This window comes from Mesorhizobium sp. M1A.F.Ca.IN.020.04.1.1 (assembly GCF_003997315.1).
Classification (GTDB): Bacteria; Pseudomonadota; Alphaproteobacteria; order Rhizobiales; family Rhizobiaceae; genus Mesorhizobium.
The window spans coordinates 1-22,580 of the sequence record NZ_RZSN01000094.1 but is presented as its reverse complement, the minus strand read 5'-3'; the positions used below and the strand labels follow the sequence as shown (position 1 = coordinate 22,580).

19 protein-coding genes are annotated in these 22,580 nt (G+C 64.3%); 6 read left to right on the top strand and 13 right to left on the bottom strand.

The genetic code is table 11. The annotated features are described in order from the left end of the window. Positions 1–7: 7 nt before the first annotated feature. The 5 genes from EOA49_RS19085 to EOA49_RS19065 all read right to left on the bottom strand — a co-directional run bounded on the left by EOA49_RS19085 (position 8) and on the right by EOA49_RS19065 (position 6,474). Positions 8–1,108 (bottom strand): ISAs1 family transposase, encoded by a 1,101-nt coding sequence (locus tag EOA49_RS19085; protein WP_127242327.1) that lies wholly within the window; start codon positions 1,106–1,108, stop codon positions 8–10. A gap of 115 nt (positions 1,109–1,223) precedes the next feature. Further along, positions 1,224–2,621, bottom strand: coding sequence for a dihydrolipoyl dehydrogenase (gene lpdA, locus EOA49_RS19080; RefSeq protein WP_127240877.1), 1,398 nt, complete (start codon positions 2,619–2,621; stop codon positions 1,224–1,226). 276 nt (positions 2,622–2,897) lie between these two features. Then, complete coding sequence (locus EOA49_RS19075; RefSeq protein WP_127240876.1) at positions 2,898–4,211, bottom strand: dihydrolipoamide acetyltransferase family protein; 1,314 nt, start codon at positions 4,209–4,211, stop codon at positions 2,898–2,900. A 13-nt stretch (positions 4,212–4,224) separates the two neighbouring features. Beyond that, complete coding sequence (locus EOA49_RS19070) at positions 4,225–5,238, bottom strand: alpha-ketoacid dehydrogenase subunit beta (RefSeq protein WP_127240875.1); 1,014 nt, start codon at positions 5,236–5,238, stop codon at positions 4,225–4,227. A 3-nt stretch (positions 5,239–5,241) separates the two neighbouring features. Then, complete coding sequence (locus EOA49_RS19065; RefSeq protein WP_127240874.1) at positions 5,242–6,474, bottom strand: 3-methyl-2-oxobutanoate dehydrogenase (2-methylpropanoyl-transferring) subunit alpha; 1,233 nt, start codon at positions 6,472–6,474, stop codon at positions 5,242–5,244. A gap of 528 nt (positions 6,475–7,002) precedes the next feature. Between EOA49_RS19065 and holA the strand changes: the two genes are divergently transcribed. Continuing rightward, positions 7,003–8,046 carry a DNA polymerase III subunit delta gene (gene holA / locus EOA49_RS19060; protein ID WP_127240873.1) on the top strand — a complete coding sequence of 348 codons (1,044 nt, stop codon included), beginning with the start codon at positions 7,003–7,005 and terminating at the stop codon, positions 8,044–8,046. A 184-nt stretch (positions 8,047–8,230) separates the two neighbouring features. On the opposite strand, the gene EOA49_RS19055 is transcribed toward holA, so the two are convergent. The 5 genes from EOA49_RS19055 to mnmE form a co-directional block, all read right to left on the bottom strand. Beyond that, complete coding sequence (locus tag EOA49_RS19055; protein ID WP_095827556.1) at positions 8,231–9,121, bottom strand: ParB/RepB/Spo0J family partition protein; 891 nt, start codon at positions 9,119–9,121, stop codon at positions 8,231–8,233. 64 nt (positions 9,122–9,185) lie between these two features. Then, positions 9,186–9,983, bottom strand: a complete 798-nt coding sequence (locus EOA49_RS19050) for a ParA family protein (RefSeq protein ID WP_066991504.1) — start codon at positions 9,981–9,983, stop codon at positions 9,186–9,188. Between the two features lie 17 nt (positions 9,984–10,000). Beyond that, positions 10,001–10,642 carry a 16S rRNA (guanine(527)-N(7))-methyltransferase RsmG gene (gene rsmG / locus EOA49_RS19045; RefSeq protein ID WP_127240872.1) on the bottom strand — a complete coding sequence of 214 codons (642 nt, stop codon included), beginning with the start codon at positions 10,640–10,642 and terminating at the stop codon, positions 10,001–10,003. Further along, complete coding sequence (mnmG, locus tag EOA49_RS19040; RefSeq protein WP_127240871.1) at positions 10,639–12,513, bottom strand: tRNA uridine-5-carboxymethylaminomethyl(34) synthesis enzyme MnmG; 1,875 nt, start codon at positions 12,511–12,513, stop codon at positions 10,639–10,641. Before mnmG ends, rsmG begins: the two co-directional genes overlap by 4 nt. Positions 12,514–12,904: 391 nt before the next feature. Beyond that, positions 12,905–14,218, bottom strand: coding sequence for a tRNA uridine-5-carboxymethylaminomethyl(34) synthesis GTPase MnmE (mnmE, locus tag EOA49_RS19035; protein ID WP_127240870.1), 1,314 nt, complete (start codon positions 14,216–14,218; stop codon positions 12,905–12,907). Positions 14,219–14,328: 110 nt separating this feature from the next. On the opposite strand from mnmE, the gene EOA49_RS19030 reads away from it, so the two are divergent. Further along, positions 14,329–16,347 (top strand): thioredoxin domain-containing protein, encoded by a 2,019-nt coding sequence (locus EOA49_RS19030; protein WP_127243297.1) that lies wholly within the window; start codon positions 14,329–14,331, stop codon positions 16,345–16,347. A gap of 187 nt (positions 16,348–16,534) precedes the next feature. Here the strand turns inward: EOA49_RS19030 and rho are convergent, their stop codons facing one another. From rho to hemE, 3 genes are all read right to left on the bottom strand, one after another. After that, positions 16,535–17,800 carry a transcription termination factor Rho gene (gene rho, locus EOA49_RS19025; RefSeq protein ID WP_082953824.1) on the bottom strand — a complete coding sequence of 422 codons (1,266 nt, stop codon included), beginning with the start codon at positions 17,798–17,800 and terminating at the stop codon, positions 16,535–16,537. Between the two features lie 167 nt (positions 17,801–17,967). After that, complete coding sequence (gene hemJ / locus EOA49_RS19020; RefSeq protein WP_095825109.1) at positions 17,968–18,504, bottom strand: protoporphyrinogen oxidase HemJ; 537 nt, start codon at positions 18,502–18,504, stop codon at positions 17,968–17,970. Then, positions 18,501–19,529, bottom strand: coding sequence for a uroporphyrinogen decarboxylase (gene hemE / locus EOA49_RS19015; protein ID WP_127242005.1), 1,029 nt, complete (start codon positions 19,527–19,529; stop codon positions 18,501–18,503). Before hemE ends, hemJ begins: the two co-directional genes overlap by 4 nt. Positions 19,530–19,931: 402 nt before the next feature. Here hemE and EOA49_RS19010 point away from each other — a divergent pair, with 402 nt between their 5' ends. From EOA49_RS19010 to EOA49_RS18995, 4 genes are all read left to right on the top strand, one after another. Then, complete coding sequence (locus tag EOA49_RS19010) at positions 19,932–20,753, top strand: pyruvate, water dikinase regulatory protein (RefSeq protein ID WP_127243296.1); 822 nt, start codon at positions 19,932–19,934, stop codon at positions 20,751–20,753. 106 nt (positions 20,754–20,859) lie between these two features. Beyond that, entirely contained in the window at positions 20,860–21,459 is a 600-nt protein-coding gene (locus EOA49_RS19005) for a Maf-like protein (RefSeq protein WP_127242003.1), read from the top strand. Then, positions 21,452–22,285, top strand: coding sequence for a shikimate dehydrogenase (locus tag EOA49_RS19000; protein WP_127243295.1), 834 nt, complete (start codon positions 21,452–21,454; stop codon positions 22,283–22,285). Before EOA49_RS19005 ends, EOA49_RS19000 begins: the two co-directional genes overlap by 8 nt. 1 nt (position 22,286) lies before the next feature. Then, positions 22,287–22,580 (top strand): dephospho-CoA kinase (locus EOA49_RS18995; protein ID WP_127243294.1); only part of this gene is annotated, 294 nt, incomplete at its 3' end.

The following is a 22,580-nucleotide window of genomic DNA, read 5'->3' as shown; positions in this document are numbered from 1 at the left end:
GGCAGGGCTATCGCATATGAGTAAAGAGTTCATAGAAGAAGTCTTTGCTCCAGTTGGCCCTGCGCATCTTGCTGGCGATTGGTTTGTCGAGGGGATGGGCAGCCAAGATGTTTTGGGCGAGCCTGCGGATGACGGCCAGGTTTTGTGGCGCGTTGTCCTTTCGGGTGCGGGCGTCATCCTCGTGGAAGACAACATCAAGGCTCCAGTGCAACTGGTTCTCGATCGTCCAGTGGGCACGAACCGTCTCAGCCAATTTGTTGGGCGTCAGCACCTTGGAGAGGGCGATATAGCGGACCGATGTGGTCGTCTTGCCGTCGGCAGTGGTGCGCAGGGCCTCGACACGGCCAATGGCCTTGAGGCCGGGGAAGGCGGGCGCGTCCTTGAGCCTGGCAAGCGGCAGCACGCTGGCGCGGCGCACTTCGGTGCGGCCATGGCCGCTGTCGCGCGTTTCGAAGCCGGCGATCTCGCCCGCCGCGGCGAAGCTTTTCTCGGCCGCGGCAAACAGACGACCCCGGTTGGCCTTCAGCCCAAGGGCATAATGCGCCTTCTGCGCCAGCAGCGCCTTGGCCGTCTCGGGGCGACAATGCAAGGCGTCGGCCGTCACCGTGCAGCCCTTGAGATCCAGGCTCTTCAGCAGCGCCAGCGTCGCCGCAACCTCGTCGGAGGCCGGCGCCCGCGTTGCCGCAATCGCCAGCCGCGTCTCGGCATCCCAGGCACTGACCATCAGCGGCGGCATGAAGGCGCGGCCCTTCTCATAACCGCGCCTCAGCGCCTTGCCGTCGACGGCCACCACGCCACGCGGTGCGCCGAGCCCAAGCTCACGCCGCAATGCCGCCATGAAGGCGCTCAGCGCATCCGACAACTCCTGCGGATCAAGAAGCCGAAACACCCGGCTGAAGGTGTCGTGGCTCGGGCACCCATGCTTCAGCTCGATGAACTCTTTCAGCTCCTCTTCGCGCCCCTCTGCGAACTCCGCAATATCCACACAGCTTTTGGCCCCGCACAGCGTCGCCGCCAGCGCCAGAAACAGAAGTTCAGCAAGATCATGCCGCGCGTTGATGTCGCGCGGATCGCGAACTGCTTGCAGGATCGACAAAACAAGCCGCACTCGGGCCTCCTCTGCTACGAGAAAGCCTCTCAAGAATCCTTCTTTTGCGGCTTGGCAATAGCCAATCAACTTATCTGCGATTCCCCTGCCCTCAAGGGGGGAGATCACGCTCCCTCTAAACATGCAGCGCGTGCCCGAGCGCCTTCAGCGCCGCTTCCTGGAAGCCCTCGCCCTGGGTCGGATGCGCATGAATGGTGCCTGCTATATCCTCCAGCCGCGCGCCCATTTCGAGCGCCAGGCCAAAGGCCGCGGCCAGTTCCGAAACGCCCTGCCCGACCGCCTGGATGCCCAGCACCAGATGGTTGTCCGCGCGGGCGACGATGCGCACGAACCCGTCCTCGCCTTGCCTGGTCATGGCGCGGCCGTTGGCGGCGAACGGAAAATGTCCGATCTTGATCTCGCCGGCGAGCGCCTTCGCCTCGTCCGGCGACAGGCCGGCGGTGACCAGCTCGGGATCGGTGAAGCAGATCGCCGGGATCGCGCGCTTGTCCCAGCCTCGCTTGTGGCCGGCGACGATCTCGGCCACCATCTCGCCCTGCGCCATCGCCCGGTGCGCCAGCATCGGCTCTCCGGTGACATCGCCGATAGCGTAGATGCCCCGCATCGAGGTGCGGCACTGGTCGTCGATGCGGATGAATCTTCCGACCATGTCGAGGTCGATCTGCTCCAGCCCCCAGCCCTCGGTGAGCGGCTTGCGCCCCACCGTGACCAGGACCTTGTCGGCGGCGATCTTGGCGTTCTTGCCATCTGCCGTCTCGACCAGCAGCGCATCGCCCTTGGTCGACAGCCCCTTGGCCTTGGCACCAAGCATCACCTCGATGCCGAGCTCGCCGAGCCGCTTCAGCACCGGCCGCGTCAGCTCGGCATCATATTGCGCAAGCACGCGCGGCAGGGCTTCGACCACGGCGACCTTGGCGCCCATCTTGGCGAAGGCCATGCCGAGCTCGAGCCCGATATAGCCGCCGCCGACGACGGCGAGCTTGTCCGGCACCTCGCTCAGCGCCAGCGCTTCGGTCGACGAGATGACCGGGCCGCCGAAGGGCAGGAACGGCAGTTCGGCCGGCACCGAGCCGCTGGCGATCACCACCGCCTCGGCGCGGATCACCTGGCTTCCCGTCTCGGTCTCGACCTCGACGGTCTTGCCGTCGCGGAACGTCGCCCAGCCCTGCACGGTCTTGACCTTGGCTTTCTTCAGCAGGCCAGCGACGCCGCTGTTCAGCCGGCTAACGACGCCGTCCTTCCATGCGACCGTCTTGGTCAGGTCGAGCGTCGGCGGGGCGACCGCGATGCCGAGCGGCCCCTTGCCGCCGGCCATGTGCGCGATCTTCTCGAACTCTTCCGCCGCATGGATCAGCGCCTTGGACGGGATGCAGCCGACATTGAGGCAGGTGCCGCCCGGCTTGCCGAACTCGACGATCACCGTGTCGACGCCGAGCTGCCCGGCGCGGATGGCGCAGACATAGCCGCCCGGACCGGCGCCGATGACGAGCAGCTTGCAGGAGATCTCTTTCATGGGCTTCTCGTTGCTGAGCACGGGGATTTTGGCAGAGGGTTAGGGCCTGGCGAACGCAGAGCGTGGCGATTGGCCGATATCCGTGGAATCTCGTCATCCTGGGGCGGAGCAAGGAGCGTAGTGACGCGCGTAGACCCCAGGATCCATGCCGTGACGTGAAGGCGTTGCAACGGTCCAGAATTCTGGTCCGCCGCGCCCTTCGGGCGAGGTCGCGGCATGGATCCTCGGGTCAAGCCCGAGGATGACGAGGGGGCAACGTCGTCCGTATCCATACGACTATTCCACGAAGATCAGCGCCGGCGTCTCAAGCAACGCCTTGATCCGCTGCACGAAAACCGCGGCGTCCCAGCCGTCGATGACGCGATGGTCGAAGCTGGACGACAGATTCATCATCTTGCGCGGAAGGAACTGCGCGCCGTCCCATACCGGCCGAACCATGATCTTGTTGACGCCGACGATCGCCACTTCCGGATAATTGATGACCGGCGTGGTCGCCACGCCGCCCATCGCCCCGAGCGAGGTGATGGTGATGGTCGAGCCGGAAAGCTCATCGCGCGTCGCCGTGCCGGACTTGGCCGCGTCGGCAAGCCGGTTGATCTCGGCGGCGCTTTCCCAGAGGTCGCGCGCCTCGGCATGCTTGACCACCGGCACGACGAGCCCGGTCGGCGTCTGGGCGGCGATGCCGACATGGATGCCCGCGTGTTGGTGAATAACGCCGGCCTCGTCGTCGAACAGCGCGTTGAGGTTCGGCTGATCGGCGATCGCCTTGACCATTGCCCGCATCAGGAACGGCAGCAGCGTCAGCTTCGGCCGGTCTTGCCGCTTCTCTTTGTTGAGCGCCGCGCGCAGTTCTTCCAGCGCCGTGACGTCGATCTCCTCGACATAGGTGATATGGGGAATGTGCGACTTTGCGAGCGCCATCTTCTCGGCGATCTTGCGCCGCAGCCCGACGACCTTGATGTCCTCGATGCCCTCCTTGCGGGCAAGGCCGGTCGCGCGGGCAAGCTGCGGGCCGCGCGCCAGGAAGGCCTCGATGTCCTCATGGCTGATGCGCCCGGCCGGACCGCTGCCTGCAACCTGGCGCAGATCGATGCCGGCTTCCTTGGCGCGCAGTCGGACGGCAGGAGAAGCCAGCGGCTTTTCGCCTTCCGCGCGCGGCGCGCCGATGATGGACGCCGGGCGCCCAGCCTTCGGTGCCGCGACGGAAGGCTGGGCCGGGATCTGTGCCGGTTTCGGCGCCGCTTTCGAGGCGTCCGACAGCGGTTGGGACTTTGCCTCCACGGGCTCGGCCGGCGCTTCTGCCTTCGGCGCGGCCTTGGCACCGCTGCCTGCTTTCACGTTGCCTTCGCCGGCGATTTTGAGCCGCACGATCGGCGAGCCGATCGCCACCGTGTCGCCGATCTCGGCGCCGAGCCAGAGGATCTCGCCATCGACCGGCGAGGGAATCTCGACCGTCGCCTTGTCGGTCATGACGGCCGCCAGCACCGCATCCTCGCGCACCAGGTCGCCGATCTTGACATGCCATTCGACAAGCTCGGCCTCGGCGACGCCTTCGCCGACATCGGGAAGCTTGATGACATATTCGCCCATCGTCCGGCCTCCCTCAGGCTTCCATGGTCTCGACGAGCGCGCGCCCGACCCGCGCGGGGCCGGGGAAATACTCCCACTCCTGCGCATGCGGATAGGGCGTGTCCCAGCCGGCGACCCGCGCCACCGGCGCCTCCAGATGGTAGAAGCAGTTCTCCTGCACCAGCGCCGCGAGCTCGGCGCCGAAGCCGGAGGTCAGCGTCGCCTCATGCACGACGACGCAGCGCCCGGTCTTCTTCACCGAGGCGACGATCGTGTCGAGGTCGAGCGGCAGGAGCGTCCTGAGGTCGATGATTTCGGCATCGATGCCGGTTTCCGCGGCCGCGGCCTGCGCGACATAGACCATGGTGCCGTAGGCGAGCACGGTGACCGCCGAGCCTTGCCGGCGGATCGCCGCCTTGCCGAGCGGCATGGTGTAATGGCCATCCGCCACCTCGCCGAGCTCGTGCTTCGACCAAGGCGTCACCGGGTTGTCGTGATGGCCGTCGAAGGGGCCGTTGTAGAGCCGCTTCGGTTCCAGGAAGATGACCGGGTCCGGATCCTCGATCGCGGCGATCAATAGCCCCTTGGCGTCATGCGGGTTGGACGGCACCACCGTCTTGAGGCCGGAGACATGCGTGAACAGCGCTTCCGGGCTCTGGCTGTGCGTCTGGCCACCGAAGATGCCACCGCCGGTCGGCATCCTGACGACGATCGGGCAGGTGAAATCGTTGTTGGAGCGGTAGCGCAGCCGCGCCGCCTCCGAGACGATCTGGTCGTAAGCCGGATAGACATAGTCGGCGAACTGCACCTCGACGCAGGGCCTCAGCCCATAGGCGGCCATGCCGATCGCCGAGCCGACAATGCCGGATTCGCTGATCGGCGCATCGAAGCAGCGGTTCTTGCCGTATTTGGCCTGCAGGCCCTGCGTGCAGCGGAACACGCCGCCGAAAAAGCCGACATCCTCGCCATAGACGATGACGCGCTCGTCGCGAGCCATCGAGACATCCATGGCGTCGCGGATCGCCTCGATCATGGTGCGTCTGGGCATCGATCAGACCCCTGCCTGCTGGCGTTGGCGCCTGAGATGCGGCGGCGTCTCGGCATAGACGCCTTCGAACATGTCGCGCGTCGACGGCTTGCCGCCGGCATGCAGCGTGCCGTGGCTTTCGGCTTCCTTCTGCGCCGCGATCACGGTTTCGAGGATCTCGGCTTCCGCCTGGATGTGGCGCTGTTCCGTCCAGACTTGCTTGTGGATGAGATGGTTCTTCAGCCGGATGATCGGGTCGCCGAGCGGCCAGGCGTCCGATTCCGCCTTCGGCCGGTAGGCCGACGGATCGTCCGAGCTCGAATGCGCGCCGACGCGATAGGTGACATATTCGACCAGGGTCGGCCCGAGATTGCGACGCGCCCGCTCGATCGCCCATTTGGCTACCGCATGGACGGCGAGATAGTCGTTGCCGTCGACCCGCAGCGACGGGATGCCGAAGCCTAGACCGCGCGCGGCGAAAGTGCCCGAGCCGCCGCGGGCAATGCCCTGGAAGGTGGAGATGGCCCACTGGTTGTTGACGACATTGAGCACGACCGGGGCCTTGTAGGTCGAGGCGAAGACCAGCGCCGCATGGAAATCGGACTCCGCGGTCGAGCCGTCGCCGATCCAGGCCGCGGCGATGCGGGAATCGTTGGAGATCGCCGAGGCCATCGCCCAGCCGACCGCCTGGATGTACTGCGTCGCCAGATTGCCGGAGATCGAGAAGAAGCCGTGCTCCTTCGAGGAGTACATGATCGGCAGCTGCCGGCCCTTCAGCGGATCGGCCTCGTTGGAATAGATCTGGTTCATCATCGCAACCATCGGATAGCCGTCGGCGATGAGCAGGCCGGCTTGCCGATAGGTCGGGAAATTCATGTCGCCAGGCTTGAGTGCCTTGCGGAAGGCGCAGCTCACCGCCTCTTCGCCCAGATGCTGCATGTAGAAAGAGGTCTTGCCCTGGCGCTGCGCCATCTGCATGCGCGCATCGAAGGTCCTGAGCGCCATCATATGGCGCAGGCCTTCGAGCAGTTCCTCGTCGGTGAGCAGCCCTGCCCATGGCCCGACCGCTTCGCCGGCGCGGTTAAGCACGCGGATGATGGAGAAGGCCATGTCGCGGATGGTGCGCGGATCGACATCGACCTCCGGCCGCGGCACGGACCCCGCTTTGGGAATGGTCACATTCGAGAAGTCGGGCGTGCCGCCCGGCCGAACCTCGGGCTCGGGGACATGAAAGCGCAACATTCCAGCATCGGCCATGACCTTCGTCCTCCAATGTTGCCGGTGCGATACTTGCACATCCGCGCCGCCATTTCATCGGGCGAGATGGCGGCCGTCCTCCCGGTCATCAGCCTCGTCGAGCCGATGCGGCACATGGCCGACAAGATGCAGATATGGCGCAGAAATTTCTTGTCGATGTTTGCAAGCGTCGCGCAATTTGGCGGAAGTTTGCGGAGCGTTTGCCGCCACAAAAGACAATTAAGGCATGCGCGCCGGCCGACGCAGCTAATCTCCACCCTCGTGGGGAGTTGCTCGGCAGGGCAGAGGGGCGTGACAGACTCTGCTTCAGGGTCGTCATTCCAGGGCGGAGCAAGGAGCGGAGCGACGCGCGCAGACCCTGGAATCCATGCCGCGACGTTGACGCGTTGCGGCGGTTGGAGAATATTCTGCACCCCGGCGCTCCCCGGCAAAAGTCACGGCATGGATCCTCGGGTCAAGCCCGAGGATGAAGAGAGGCCGGCCGCTTCTCCGTTCACTCCGTCTCCGCCTCATGCTAACTCACCCCGCATGGCACAGAAGAAGGGATACGAGGTCGATTCGTGGCTGGCGCGGCCGGACCCGGCCATGGCCATCGTCCTGCTTTACGGCCCCGATCGTGGCCTGGTCGCCGAGCGGGCCAAGACCTTCGCGTTGAAGACCGGGCTGCCGCTCGACGACCCTTTCTCAGTGGTCAAGCTGGATGGCGCGGAAGTCGATCGCGACGAAGGCCGTCTGCTCGACGAGGCGCGCACCGTGCCGATGTTTTCCGACCGGCGGCTGCTTTGGGTCCGCAACGCCAGCGGCCAGAAGGCGCTGGCCGACGACATCAAGGCGCTGACGGCGGAGCCGGCGCCGGATGCTCTCATCCTCATCGAGGCGGGCGACCTGAAGAAGGGCACTGGCCTGCGGGCCATCGTCGAGGCAGCCGGGAACGCCATCGCCTTGCCCTGCTACGCCGACGAGGCCCGGGATCTCGACTCGGTGATCGACGACGAGCTGCGCAAGGCCGGCATGTCGATGACGCTCGACGCCCGCCAGGCGCTGCGCCGCAATCTCGGCGGCGACCGTCTGGCCTCGCGCGGCGAGATCGACAAGCTGGTGCTCTACGCCCATGGCAAGAAGGAGATCGACCTCGACGACGTCAACGCCTTGTCCGGCGATGTCTCCGGCGCCTCCTTCGACGGCGCGGTCGACGCCATGCTCGACGGCAAGGTCGGAGATTTCGACATTGCCTTCACCCGGCATTGTGCGTCCGGCGGCCATCCTTTCCTGGTGTTGTCCTCGGCGATGCGGCAATTGCAGGCGATCCAGGTCATGCGCGGCCAGATGGAATCCGGCGGCCGCAATGCCGCCTCGGTCGTAGCGGGAGCGCGCCCGCCGGTCTTCTTCTCGCGCCGCAAGCTGGTGGAAAAGACGCTTGAGCGCTGGAACAGCGAAGCCCTCGGCCGCGCGCTCAACCGGCTGCAGACCGCTGTGCTGCAAACGCGCAAGCGGCCCGACCTGTCGGAGGCGCTGGCCCGTCAGGCGCTGCTCGGCATCGCGGTGGAAAGCGCGAGATTGGCGCAGAGGTAGGCGATCAGCCAACCTCCCCTTGTGAGGCGATTGGCCGGCGCCTTCGGCTATCGCGGGCGCCGCAAAAAAGAAGAGGCCGGCGCAGCGGCCGGCCCCCCTTGTTGTGCCTATCACCAATATATCAGCCGAGATCTAAGCTTAAGCCACAACTTTATTAGTCGGCTAATTCCACCTAATCAGCAACTTATCGGTCGTCCTTCAGCCGCCGGCACAACTCATCGAGCTGATCCAGCGACCGGTAGTCGACCCGCAGCGTGCCGCCCTTGGCCTTATGCTCGATCGAGACAATCATGCCGATCGTGTCGGTCATCAGCTTTTCCAAGGCCAGCGTGTCGGGATCCTTTTCCGGCGCGCTCGGCGCGGACCTTACTTTGGCGGGTGTCGGTCCCGCGGGCATTTGCGCCAACGCCTCGGCCTGGCGCACCGAAAGCCCCTCCTCGACGATGCGCTTGGCGAGCCCCGCCGGATCTCCGGCCGTGACCAGCGTGCGGGCATGTCCGGCCGACAACGCGCCGTCGACCAGCATGTCGCGGATGACGTCAGGCAGCTTCAGGAGCCTCAGCGTGTTGGCGACGTGGCTGCGGCTCTTGCCGATCACCTGGCCGAGATCGGCCTGCGTGTAGCCATGCTCGTCGATCAGCTGCTGATAGCCTTGCGCTTCTTCGACCGGGTTGAGATCGGCGCGCTGCACGTTCTCGATGATTGCGAGCTCCAGCGCGGTGCGGTCGTTGACGTCGCGCACGATGAGCGGGATTTCGGTCAGCCCCGCGCGCTGCGCGGCGCGCCAGCGCCGCTCGCCGGCGATGATCTCGTAGCGGCCGGGCTGCGACGGCGAGGGCCGCGCCACCACCGGCTGCACCACGCCATGCTCGCGGATCGACTGGGCGAGGTCGGTGAGTTCGGCGTCGCCGAAATGCCGGCGCGGGTTCTTCGGGTTCGGACTGACGAACTCGATCGGCACCTTGCCATCCGCCGCGACCGCGCTCGGCTTTTCGGCCGCTGCCGGACGATCGATCTCGCCGATCAGCGCCGCGAGGCCGCGGCCCAGTCTTTTTCTCGATTGGTCTTCGCTCATTATTCCGTCCAGATCGTTTCGGAGTCGAATCGGCTACTGATTAGTGAAATTCGGCCTGCGCTATTCAGGCGGCGCGCAGCTTGCGCTCGCGGCGGATCACTTCCGACGCAAGCTGCAGATAGGCCTGGCTGCCGGAACATTTGAGATCGTAAAGGATTGCCGGCTTGCCGTAGGACGGCGCTTCGGAAACGCGCACGTTGCGCGGGATGATCGTCTCGTAGACCTTGTCGCCCATATGCGCGCGCACATCCTGCACCACCTGGTTGGCGAGGTTGTTGCGGCCATCGAACATGGTGAGCACGATGCCCTGGATGGTGAGGTCCGGATTGATCGTGCCGCGCACCTGCTCGACCGTTTCGAGCAATTGGCTAAGGCCTTCCAGCGCGAAGAACTCGCATTGCAGCGGCACCAGAACGGAATCGGCCGCCGCCATTGAATTCAAAGTCAAAAGATTGAGCGACGGCGGGCAGTCGATCAGCACATAGCCGAACGGCGCCGCGCGCGCGGCTGCCGCACGCAGCGCATTGCGCAGGCGCAGCACCCGGTCTGGCGCCGAGGCGATCTCCATTTCGATGCCGAGCAGATCGAGGGTTGAGGGCACGATGGACAAGCCCGGCACCGCCGTCGGCACCGCGGCCGCCTCCAGCTCGAGTTCGCCGGTCAGCACGTCATAGGACGAGACGGTGCGATCCTTGCGTTCGATGCCGAGCCCGGTGCTGGCATTGCCCTGCGGATCGAGGTCGACGATCAGCACGCGCTCCCCGATCGCGGCCAGCGCCGTCGCCAGATTGATCGCCGTGGTCGTCTTGCCGACGCCACCCTTCTGGTTGGCAACGGTGATGATACGCGGTCCAGTTTTCATGGGTCGATGCCAGTGATTCATTGCGGGGTCGCCGGGTGCAGATCGGTGATTTCCAGAATGACGCCATGAGCGTCCGTCATGCTTGGATGTTCTACCAGATCGAAGGTCCAGCGGTGAGCGCTTTCTTCCACTTCGGCCCGGTAATCCCGGCCTTTGTGAAAAAGCGAACGCGCGCCCTTGGTCAGCCAGGGTGCGGCAAGATCGAGCAGGTCCGGAAGCGCCGTCAATGCCCGCGCGGTAACGACTTCCGGTGCAGAAACAAGTGGATAGCTGTCATCGATGCGTCGCGCCAGCACGCGCGCCGGTAGGCCGAATTGGCCGACGACCGATTGCAGGAACGACGCCTTCTTGCGGTTGCTTTCAACCAGATCGATCGTGGCGCCCGGCCGCTCTGCAAGCAGAAAACCGAGTACCAATCCGGGAAAGCCGCCGCCCGAGCCGAGGTCGACCCAGCGCATTGCGGTCGGCGCGATTCGCGCAAGCTGGGCGCTGTCCAGGATGTGGCGGCGCCAGACGTCGTCTAGCGTCGATGGCGCCGCCAGATTGATGCTGCGGTTCCATTTTTGAAAATGCCGCTCGAAGGCCTGCAGCCGCTCGAATGTTTCACGTGAAACCGGACCCGCTGCCTTCTGCAGGTCCGCCCAGGCATCGCCACTCACGCGACCGACCTTCGTGCAGCCAGCTCGGCATTGCGAACATGCGCGACAATGATCGCCAGAGCCGCTGGCGTCATGCCTTCCATGCGCTGCGCGTCGGCAATCGAGCGCGGCCGGCGTGCCTTCATCTTCTGCTTCAGCTCATTGGAAAGGCCTGGCACGTCGGCGAAGTCGATGGTCTCCGGAATGAGCCGCGATTCCTCGTGCCTGATCTGCGCCACGTCAGCCTGTTGGCGCTCGAGATAGACGGAATATTTCGCCTCGATCTCAAGCCGCTCTGCCGTGTTGGGGTCGAGTTCGCCAAACCGCGGCTCGATCCGCGTCAGCCAGACCATGTCGACGCCGGGATAGGCGAGAAGGTCGTAGGCGGAACGCCGAACGCCGTCCCGGTTGATCTCCAGTCCATGCCGCGCGGCTTCATTGGGCGTGAAGGCGATCGACTTTGCCAGCGCGCGCGCAGCGTCGAGCTCCACACTGATCGCGCCGAAACGTTGCATCCGCTCGGAGGAGACGATCCCCAAGCGGTCGGCCAGCGGCGTCAGCCGCTCGTCGGCATTGTCGGCGCGCAGCGAAAGCCGGAACTCCGCCCGCGAAGTGAACATGCGATAGGGTTCGGCGATGCCGCGGCTGGTGAGGTCGTCGATCATCACGCCGACATAGGCTTCGGTGCGGCTGAGCACGAACGGCTCGCCTGACGATGCCCTGCGCGCGGCGTTGATGCCGGCAACGAGGCCTTGCGCGCCGGCTTCCTCGTAGCCGGTGGTGCCGTTGATCTGCCCCGCCAAAAAAAGCCCGGCGACGCGTTTCGTCTCCAGCGTCGGCTTGAGCTCGCGCGGGTCAACATGGTCATATTCGATGGCGTATCCCGGCTGCAGCATCGTCGCCCGTTCCAGGCCGGGGATCGTCTTCAACATGTCGAGTTGCACCTCTTCCGGCAGCGAGGTCGAGATGCCGTTCGGATAGACGGTGTCGTCGTCGAGGCCCTCCGGCTCGAGGAAGATCTGGTGACCCTCGCGGTCGCCGAACTTGACGATCTTGTCCTCGATAGAGGGACAGTAGCGCGGCCCAACGCCTTCGATCGAGCCGGAATACATCGCCGAACGCTTCAAATTGAGGCGAATCAACTCATGTGTCGCCTGCGTAGTGCGTGTGATACCGCAGTTGATCTGCGGGTTCGCGATGCGGTCTGTCATCAGCGAGAACGGCACCGGCTGATCGTCTGCGGCCTGGCGTTCCAGCGAGGCCCAATCGATGGTGCGGCCGTCGAGGCGAGGGGGCGTCCCGGTCTTCAGCCGCCCGAGCTTGAAACCGGCCCGCGCCATCGTCGCCGAGAGCCCATGGCTCGCCTGCTCGTTCATCCGGCCGGCGACGATCTTCTTCTCTCCTATATGGATCAGCCCGCGCAGGAACGTGCCGGTCGTCAGCACCACGGCGCCGCAGGCGAACCGCCTGTCACCGGAGACCAGCACGGCCGCAACCCGACCGTCCTCGATCTCGAAGTCCAGGACTTCGCCTTCCACCACGTCGAGATTGGCCTGCTCGCGGATCGCCGCCTGCATGGCAAGACGATAGAGCTTGCGGTCGGCCTGGGTCCGCGGCCCACGCACCGCTGGGCCCTTGCGGCGGTTCAGCAGGCGGAATTGGATGCCGGCGGCGTCCGCGATGCGGGCCATCAACCCGTCCATGGCGTCGATCTCGCGCACGAGATGACCCTTGCCGAGGCCACCGATGGCCGGATTGCAGGACATGACGCCGATCGTCTCGAAGCGCAGCGTCACCAGCGCCGTCCGGGCGCCGGCGCGCGCAGCCGCGCTCGCCGCTTCGCATCCGGCATGGCCGCCGCCCACCACCACCACGTCATAGTGATTGGTCATTGCAAGAATCCGTTTCAGAGATGCTTTGACACATGTCCCCGCCAGCCTCCGCTGTCAAGGATGCAGTCCGTTGCGGAGGTGATCGCCGGGATGGGGCTGCGTGCCAGTGGTCTGCCTGTCCGACCTCGTCCCGCATAGAAGGCAGTCGCTTATCCCACGGACGATTTTTCACTTCTCAAGCGCTGCGAATCGGCGCCGTTGGCTTTAGTGGCCAGCCGTCCTTGCCTTCTACGAGGCAGGCAATGAGGGGCAGCGCCGTTTGGCCCTTGATTTATTGGCACGCCACGCGTCTGGAGCCGGACTCGTTTCACGTGAAACACCCATCCGCCACATCCTGTCGCTGTTTCACGTGAATCTCCCGCGCCCGTAGCCGCCCCGCGTTTCACGTGAATCATTTGCCGATGCAGAACTGTGAAAAGATGACGTCCAGCATATCCTCGACATCGACAGCGCCGACAATACGCCCGAGCCGATCCGTGGCCACCCGCAAGTCTTCCGCGCGCAGCTCCAGGCTTTGCCCCGACAGTGCCGCCGAGAGGAAATACTTCGCCTCTTTCAGCAACTCGACATGGCGGAGCCTCGACGGCAAGATATCACCGGCCCCTCCGACTGCGGCGGCGGCACGACCCGCAATCTCGTCCAGCAGTTCCGAAATTCCGGTACCTTCCTTGGAAGAGAGGGCCAAATCATAGGCCCCTCTACGCGCTCCCATGAGATCGGTTTTGGTCCCGATCCTGAGGAGCGGAACACCTGTCGGAACCGCGCTGACGGGCTGTGGATCGACCATATCCTCCAGCAGCAAAACCAGGTCGGCGCCACCGGCCTTGGCACGCGCTCGTTCGATGCCGATCGTCTCCACCTTGCCGGCGGCGTCGCGCAGGCCTGCCGTATCGACGACCCGCACTCTCATCCCGTGGAGGTCCAGCACCACCTCCAGCAGGTCGCGCGTGGTGCCCGGCTCGTCGGTGACGATTGCCGCCTCGCGTTGGGCCAGGGCGTTGAACAGACTCGACTTGCCGGCGTTCGGCGCGCCGAGGATGACGACCTCGAAGCCATCGCGAATGATCTCGGCCGCCTTGAACCCCTGAATATGGCGTTCGATCTCGTCGGCCATCGCCGCCACATCGGTCCAGACCGCCTTCGAGACCGAACCCGGCACATCCTCCTCGTCGGCGAAGTCGATTTCCGCCTCGATCATTGCCCGAGCATGGATCAACCGCCGGCGCCACCCCGAATAGAGCTCACTCTGCGCGCCCTCGGCATTACGCACGGCAAAGCGTCGCTGCGCCTCCGTCTCGGCATTGACGAGGTCCGCCAGCGCCTCGGTCTCGACCAGATCGAGCTTGCCGTTGAGAAAGGCGCGCCGCGTGAATTCGCCAGGCTGGGCATGTCTGACGCCGGCAAAGCCGGTGAGCGTTTCCAGCATTTTTGCCGCAACGGCGCGGCTGCCGTGTACATGGAACTCGCCAACGTCCTCGCCGGTGAAGCTCCCAGGCTCAGGAAAGAACACGACAAGCCCGTGATCGATGACCGAACCGTCGGATGCCATCAGCTTGCGCAAAGTGGCAAAGCGATCCTTAATACCGCCGCCGGCAATCGTTTCTATTACGAATCGAGTCTTCGGGCCGGAGATGCGGATCACGGCGATGCCGGCGGGCAGGCGACCGCTCGACAGCGCTACGATAGATTCCTTCGAGGTTGCCATTTGCCCGACCTGCCGAACCACCCTAGGTATCTTTTTTCAAGCGCCGTGCCGGACGTCAGCCGTAGCTTTCCCGGAATTGCCTGCTTATCAACCAAGCCGAGCCGCTCATTGTGACCTTGCCCGCGCGAAACCTGCTTGCCGAAGAGGCCAGCCCCTATCTGCAGCAGCACAGCGACAATCCCGTGCATTGGCGGGGCTGGTCTCCGGCCGCCCTTGCCGAGGCGAAGGAACTCGGACGGCCGATCCTGCTGTCCATCGGCTATGCCGCCTGCCACTGGTGCCATGTCATGGCCCATGAAAGCTTCGAGAACGTTGCCGTCGCCGCCGTCATGAACCGCCTCTTCGTCAATATCAAGGTCGATCGCGAGGAGCGCCCGGATATCGACCAGATCTACATGGCGGCACTCCATGCCATGGGCGAGCAGGGCGGCTGGCCGCTGACCATGTTCCTCACGCCCGATGGCAAGCCTTTCTGGGGCGGCACCTATTTTCCGCGCGAGGCGCGCTATGGACGGCCGGGCTTTGTCCAGGTGCTGGAGGCGGTCGACAAGGCCTGGCGCGAGAAGCAAGAGAGCCTCGGCCAAAGCGCCGACGCGCTGACGACCCATGTCGAGCAGCGGCTGACCGGCGCGAAGGGAAAGGCGGTGCTCGACCGCGGCACGCTTGCCGATCTTGCCGGCCGCATCGAGGGCATGATCGACCCCGATCTCGGCGGCTTGCGCGGCGCGCCGAAATTCCCCAACGCGCCCTTCATGCACAGTCTGTGGCTGTCCTGGCTGCGCGACGGCCAGACCGCCCATCGCGACGCCGTGCTCATCAGCCTGGAAAAAATGCTCGCCGGCGGCATCTACGACCATGTCGGCGGCGGTCTCAGCCGTTACTCGACCGATGCCGAATGGCTGGTCCCGCATTTCGAGAAGATGCTTTACGACAACGCCCAGCTCATCCGCATGTGCAATTGGGCCTTTGCAGCAACAGGCAATGAGTTGTTTCGGAAGCGAATCGAGGAAACCGTGGCCTGGCTGCTGCGGGAAATGCAGGTCGAGGGCGGCGCCTTCGCCGCCAGCCTCGATGCCGATAGCGAAGGCGCGGAGGGGTTGTTCTACACCTGGAGCGGAGAAGAAGTTGAAGCCGCACTCGGTGCTGATTCCGCTCGCTTCTTCCAATATTTCGAGCTCGCCGCTCCGCATGGCTGGGAAGGCAAGCCCATCATCCGCCAGAGCGAGGCACAGCAGCGCCAGGGGATCAGCGATGACGCTCAGCTCGCAGCGCTGAAGGCGAAATTGCTAGCTGCCAGGGAAAATCGCGTCAGGCCCGGCCGCGACGCCAAGGCGCTTACCGATTGGAACGGATTGATGATTGCGGCCCTCGCGGAAGCGGGCCGCTCCTTCGGGCGAGCCGGCTGGGCCGACGCCGCCGTCAAGGCCTTCGCCCACATCGTCGAAGCCAGCAAGGACGGCCGCCTGCCGCATTCGATGCTCGGCGACAAGAAGCTTTTCCCGGCGCTGTCGAGCGACTATGCCGCCATGACCAACGCGGCGATCGCGCTGTTCGAGGCAACCGGCAGTTCTGCCTATATGGACCATGCCCGGCAGTTCATCGATCGGCTCGACCGCTGGCATCAGGATCCTGAAAAGACCGGCTATTATCTGACGGCGTCCGACAGCGTCGATGTGCCGATCCGTATCCGCGGCGATGTCGATGAGGCAATCCCCTCCGCCACCGGCCAGATCGTCGAGGCGCTGGTCCGGCTCTCGTCCCTTACCGGCGATCACGATCTTTGGGCAAAGGCATGGACGACAGCCGAACACGCCATGGGTCGCGCCGCGCAGCAAGCCTACGGCCAGGCCGGCATCATCAACGCGTGCGCGCTGGCGCTCGAACCGCTGAAGCTCGTCATCATAGACAAGCTTGATTCCTCAAGCCTTGTTCCGGTGGCGAATCGAAGTTCCGATCCACGCCGGGTCGATGTCGTACTGCCCATCGGTACGGAAGCGAATCAACCGCTTTTGCCGGGCGGCGTGCTGCCGCCGACGGACAAGCCGGGAGCCTGGTTCTGCAGCGGACAGACATGCCTGCCGGCGGTTACGGATGCGGGCGAGTTGGAGAAGCTGTTGCGGCGGAAATAAACAGCTTCGTCTCCTCGGTTTGACCCAGGATCTATGTCGCGGCGCTTCCGACGAATGCGGCGGTGCGGAATCTGCACCGCCGCAAAGCTCAAAAAACAACGGCATGGACTTAGGGTTCTGCGCAGCGTCGCCTCGCTCCTTGCTCCGTCTTGTATGCCGAAGAAAGGACCGGTCCCTCGGCGCCCGATCAGGTATTCATCGAATCGAAGAAATCCGCGTTGGTCTTGGTCTGCTTGAGCTTGTCGATGAGGAATTCGATCGCATCGGTCGTTCCCATCGGCGCAAGGATCCGGCGCAGCACGAAGATCTTCTGCAGATCCGAACGCGGCACCAGAAGGTCCTCCTTGCGGGTCCCGGACTTGAGGATGTCGATCGCCGGGTAGATGCGTTTGTCGGCCACCTTGCGGTCGAGCTGGATCTCACAGTTACCGGTGCCCTTGAACTCTTCGAAGATGACTTCGTCCATGCGGCTGCCGGTGTCGATCAGCGCGGTGGCGATGATGGTCAGCGACCCGCCTTCCTCAATGTTGCGGGCGGCGCCGAAGAAGCGCTTCGGACGCTGCAGCGCGTTGGCGTCGACACCGCCGGTCAACACCTTGCCGGATGACGGCACCACGGTGTTGTAGGCGCGTCCGAGGCGGGTGATGGAATCGAGCAGGATGACGACATCGCGCCCATGCTCGACCAGGCGCTTGGCCTTCTCGATCACCATTTCGGCGACCTGCACATGGCGCGCTGCCGGTTCGTCGAAGGTCGAGGAAATGACTTCGCCCTTGACCGAGCGCTGCATGTCGGTGACTTCCTCCGGACGCTCGTCGATCAGAAGAACGATCAGGTAGCATTCCGGATGATTGGCGGTGATCGAGTGCGCGATGTTCTGCAACAGCACCGTCTTACCGGTGCGCGGCTGAGCGTTGATCAGCGCGCGCTGGCCCTTGCCGATCGGCGCCACCAGGTCGATCACACGCGGCGAGATGTCCTTGGTCGGGGGATTGTCGACCTCCATCTTCAGCCGCGAGGTCGGGTAGAGCGGCGTCAGGTTGTCGAAGTGGATCTTGTGCCGGATCTTCTCCGGATCATCGAAATTGATCGTGTTGACCTTGAGCAGCGCGAAATAACGCTCGCCCTCTTTCGGGCTGCGGATCGGCCCTTCGACCGTATCGCCGGTCTTCAGCGAAAAGCGCCTGATCTGCGACGGTGAAATATAGATATCGTCGGGACCCGGCAGGTAATTGGCGTTGGCCGAGCGCAGGAAGCCGAAACCGTCCTGCAGTACCTCGACCACGCCTTCGCCGATGATCTCGACGTCCTGGATGGCGAGCTTCTTCAGGATCGCGAACATCAGCTCCTGCTTGCGCATGACGCTGGCGTTCTCCACCTCGAGCGATTCGGCGTAAGCGATCAGCTCCGGCGGCTTCTTGTTTTTGAACTCTGCGAGTTTCATTTCTTGCATTAGATGGACTCTGGGTAGGCTTTGGGGAGAAAAAATCGGCTGGATGCGACAAATGCCGGGCGCGGCCGAAAGCGAGAAAGGGGCGGCGCATGACGGGAAGGAAGACCCGTCTTTTATCGTCGGTCGCCTGAAAGAGCAAGCCGCCTTTTGCCGGGTATGGGGAAGCCTCAGAACGGCTTCACGATGACCAGGATGACGATGACGATCATCAGCAATGTGGGGAGTTCATTGACGATCCGCCAGTGCCTCGCCGGCTTTTCGTTCTTGTCCTCGGCAAATTTTCTCACCGCGCCGGCGAGATAGCCGTGCAGACCCGAAAGCAGCAGCACGGCGAGGATCTTGGCGTGCAGCCAGCCGCCCTGGAAACCGAAGCCCTTCCAGGCGAGCCAAAGCCCGAACACCCAGGTCACGGTCATCGCCGGGTTGATGATGGCGCGCAGCAGCCGGCGCTCCATCACCTTGAAGGTCTCGGACTGCACGGAGCCTTTCTCGGCGTCGACATGATAGACGAAAAGCCGAGGCAGATAGAGCATCCCGGCCATCCAGGCGATGACGGCAATCACATGGATTGCCTTCGCCCAGGGATAGAAGCTGTCCGGCGCCACAAGGAAGAGCAGGGCGGTCAGGACGACCAGCAGGACGATGCCGATCAACATGCGCTTCATCGCCTGGCCGGCGCTGTTCTCGTTGATCGTCTCTGTCATCGATGGCTCCGCACCATTTTCACCATGGCCTCGACATGTGCCACAGGCGTTTCCGGCGTGATGCCGTGGCCGAGATTGAAGATCAGCGGCCCGTTGCCCAGCGTGCGAAGGATGGCGTCGACGCCGTCGGCCAGCGCCCTGCCGCCGGCAACCAGGCGAAGCGGATCGAGATTGCCCTGCACCGCGCCTTCGCTTTGCAATTCCTTTGCCATCGACAGCGGCACGGTCCAGTCGAGCCCGAGCCCGGTGATCCCGGTCTTCTTCCTGTAATCGCGATAGCGCTCGCCGGCGCCCTTGGGAAACCCGATCACCGGAACATCCGGACGCGCGGCCTCCACTTGCCGGACAATCTCGGCAACGGGCTCGATGCAAAACGCCTCAAAGGACGCTTCATCGAGAACGCCCGACCAAGAATCGAAAATCTGCACCACATCGGCGCCGGCGTCGATCTGGCGGATGAGATAGGCGGCCGAATGGTCGGCCAGTATCCTCAGGAGCCGTGCAAGGGCCTCCGGCTCGCGATAGGCGAAAAGCCTAGCCGGTCCCTGGTCCGGTGTGCCGTGGCCGGCAATCATATAGGTCGCCACCGTCCAGGGCGCGCCGCAGAAGCCGATCAAGGTCGTTTCCACCGGAAGCTTCGCACGCAGACGGCGGACGGTTTCGTAGACCGGTTCGAGATTCACGTGAAACGTTTCGCCGTCCAGGCCCTCGATTTCGGCCGACGCAATCGGCTTGAGGATCGGCCCGTATCCCTCTTCGAAGCGGACATCTCGTCCCAGCGCATCGGGCACAACCAGGATATCGGAGAACAGGATCGAAGCATCGAAGCCGAAGCGCTCGATCGGCTGCAGCGTCACCTCGACGGCAAGATCCGGATCATAGCAGAGATCGAGGAAAGAACCGGCCCGCTTCCGGGTCTCGCGATACTCCGGCAGATAACGCCCTGCCTGACGCATCATCCAGAGCGGCGGCGGTGAAACCGTCTCGCCCTTGAGGACGTCCAGCATGATCCGTTTCCCAGCCATCCAGTGCTCGCCCTCTCCAGGTCTCTTAAATCAAATATCTATTTTAAAAGAGTCTTCTGATTCTAAGAGTCTGTTGGTTGTGGTGGTTGCGACCTGTCCCGCCTGCCGCTCGAAAAGGCCAGTCAGCATATTGTCGCGCAGCCGCTTTCTCAATTTGGAGCGATCTGGGGACGAACTGGATTCAGGCTTTCGAGTCAGCGCCTTGGCTCTTCTGCTGCGGACCTCGAGCTGTGGATGATATCGGCCAAGAAAAGTTGATCCCCGGTTTTGTCCCCAGCGCCCCGACAAAGCCTACAGCGGGGCGAATTGTGGACAAGGTGGCATCTGATACAGTCGCCTTCGACGTCACGACCTTTCTGTCCAACCTTGTCCACATCTGCCCACAGTCTGGAACCAACTCTTGTGAACAAACCCCAGAGCTTCTTCCATCTGCATCTGATTTCCGACGCCACCGGCGAGACGCTGCTGGCGGCAGGCCGCGCCGCCTCCGCGCAATATAAGGACGCGCGCGCCATCGAGCACATCTATCCGCTGATCCGCACGGAAAAGCAGGTCGCGAAGGTGTTCGAGGATATCGAGGAGGAGCCCGGCATCATTCTCTACACCGTCGTCGACCAGAAGCTCGCGCGCAGCATCGACGAGCGCTGCGCCACCATGGGCCTGCCCTGCGTCTCGGTGCTGGAGCCCGTGCTCAGCGTCTTCCAGTCCTATCTCGGCACGCCGGCCGGCCGGCGCGTCGGCGCCCAGCATGTGCTCGACGCCGAATATTTCCGCCGCATCGATGCGCTGAACTTCACCATGGAGCATGACGACGGCCAGTTGCCGGCCAACATGGACGATGCCGATGTCGTGCTGATCGGCATCTCGCGCACCTCCAAGACGCCGACGAGCATCTATCTCGCCAATCGCGGAATCAAGACCGCCAACATTCCGATCGTGCTCGGCGTGCCGCTGCCGGAAAGCCTGATCAACGCCAGGACGCCGCTGATCGTCGGCCTCGTCGCCACGGCCGAGCGCATCTCGCATGTCCGCCAGAACCGCATCCTCGGCAACAGCAACAACTACGTGCCGACCGACTATGTCGACCGCGCCGCCATCGCCGAGGAGCTCGCCTATGCGCGTCAGCTCTGCACCAGGCATGGCTGGCCGATGATCGACGTCAGCCGGCGCTCGATCGAGGAAACCGCGGCGGCCATCGTTGCCCTGCGGGGCAAGACGCGCTAGGGCAGGCGGTATAAGTGAGCATTCCGTCCTGAGAGAAGGTGGCTCGGCGCATAGCGCCGAGACGGATGACGGGCGCTGGACGGATCGCAACCGTTGGTGAACCAGTATGGCCGGCAAAATCGTCCTCGCTTCGGGCAGCCCGTTCCGCAAGGCAATGCTTATAAATGCCGGGCTCGACATCGAGGCGGTGCCGGCAGACGTCGACGAGCGCGCGCTCGAGGCGCCCTTGCAGGACAGCGGCGTCTCTCCCGAAGATGTCGCTTCGATCCTTGCCGAAGCCAAGGCGACCGAGGTCAGCGAGCCCCGGCCGGGCGCGCTGGTGCTCGGTTGCGACCAGACGCTGTCGCTTGGCGACGAAATTTTCCACAAGCCGGCCGATATGGAAGGCGCGCGGAGGCATCTCTTGGCCTTGTCGGGCAAGACCCATCAACTGAACAGCGCCGCCGTCCTCTGCCGAGATGGCGAAGTGCTGTGGCGCCATGTCGGCATCGCCAGCCTCACCATGCGTAAGCTCGATCCCGCCTTCATCGGCCGCCACCTGGCGCGCGTCGGTTCCAAGGCGCTGGCGAGTGTCGGCGCCTACCAGATCGAGGGCGAGGGCATCCAGCTCTTCGAAAGGATCGAGGGCGACTATTTCACCATCGTCGGCCTGCCGCTGTTGCCGGTGCTGAAGGAGCTGCGCGCATTGGGAGCGATCGATGGTTGAGAAGCGGGCCTTCGTCACCGGCCACCCGATCGCGCATTCGCGCTCGCCCAAGATCCACCGCCACTGGCTGGAGGAATACGGCATCGACGGCAGCTACCAGGCTATCGACGTTCGGCCGGAGGATTTCGCAGCATTCCTGAAATCGCTGGACGAGAATGGCTATCGCGGCGGCAATGTCAGCATCCCGCACAAGGAAGCAGCCTACGCCTTGGTCGAACGCCGCGACGAGGCCGCCGAAGCCATCGGCGCGGTCAACACGCTGTGGCTGGAAGACGGCGTGCTGTGGGGCGGCAATACCGACGCTCTCGGCTTTGCCGGCAATCTCGATGAACATGCCCCCGGCTGGGCGGCGAATGGTCCGGCCGTGGTGTTGGGCGCGGGCGGTGCCTCCCGCGCCGTCATCTACGCCCTGAAGGACCGAGGTCTCAACGACATCCGCATCGTCAACCGTACGCTGGCAAGGGCTGAGGAACTCGCCGACCGGTTCGGCGCCGGGGTTTCGGCGCATGGCGCCGGCGCGGTCGGCGAATTGCTTTCCGACGCCGGCCTGCTCATCAACACCACCGCGCTCGGCATGCATGGCAACGAGACCCTCGCCGCCGATCCGGCCGGTCTGCCCGGCCATGCCATCGTCACCGACATCGTCTATGTACCGCTGGAGACGCCGCTGCTTGCTGCCGCCAGGGCGCGCGGCCTGAAGACGGTCGATGGCCTCGGCATGCTGCTGCACCAGGCCGTGCCCGGCTTCGAGCGCTGGTTCGGCAAGCGGCCGCAGGTGACGCCGCAATTGCGGCGCATGATCGTCGCCGACATCGAAGCGCATTGACATGATCGTGCTCGGCCTCACCGGATCGATCGGGATGGGCAAGTCGACCACGGCAAAGATGTTCGCCGAGGCCGGCGTTCCGGTGCATGATTCCGACGAGACCGTGCATCGCCTCTATGCCGGCAAGGCAGCACCCCTGGTCGAACGAGCCTTTCCCGGCACGACAAAAGCGGGCGTGGTCGATCGCGCAAGGCTGGCCGAGACAGTGCTGGGCGATCCCGCCGCGCTGAAAAAGCTGGAGGCGATCATCCATCCGCTGGTACGGGCCGACGCCGATGCATTTTTGGCTCGGCAT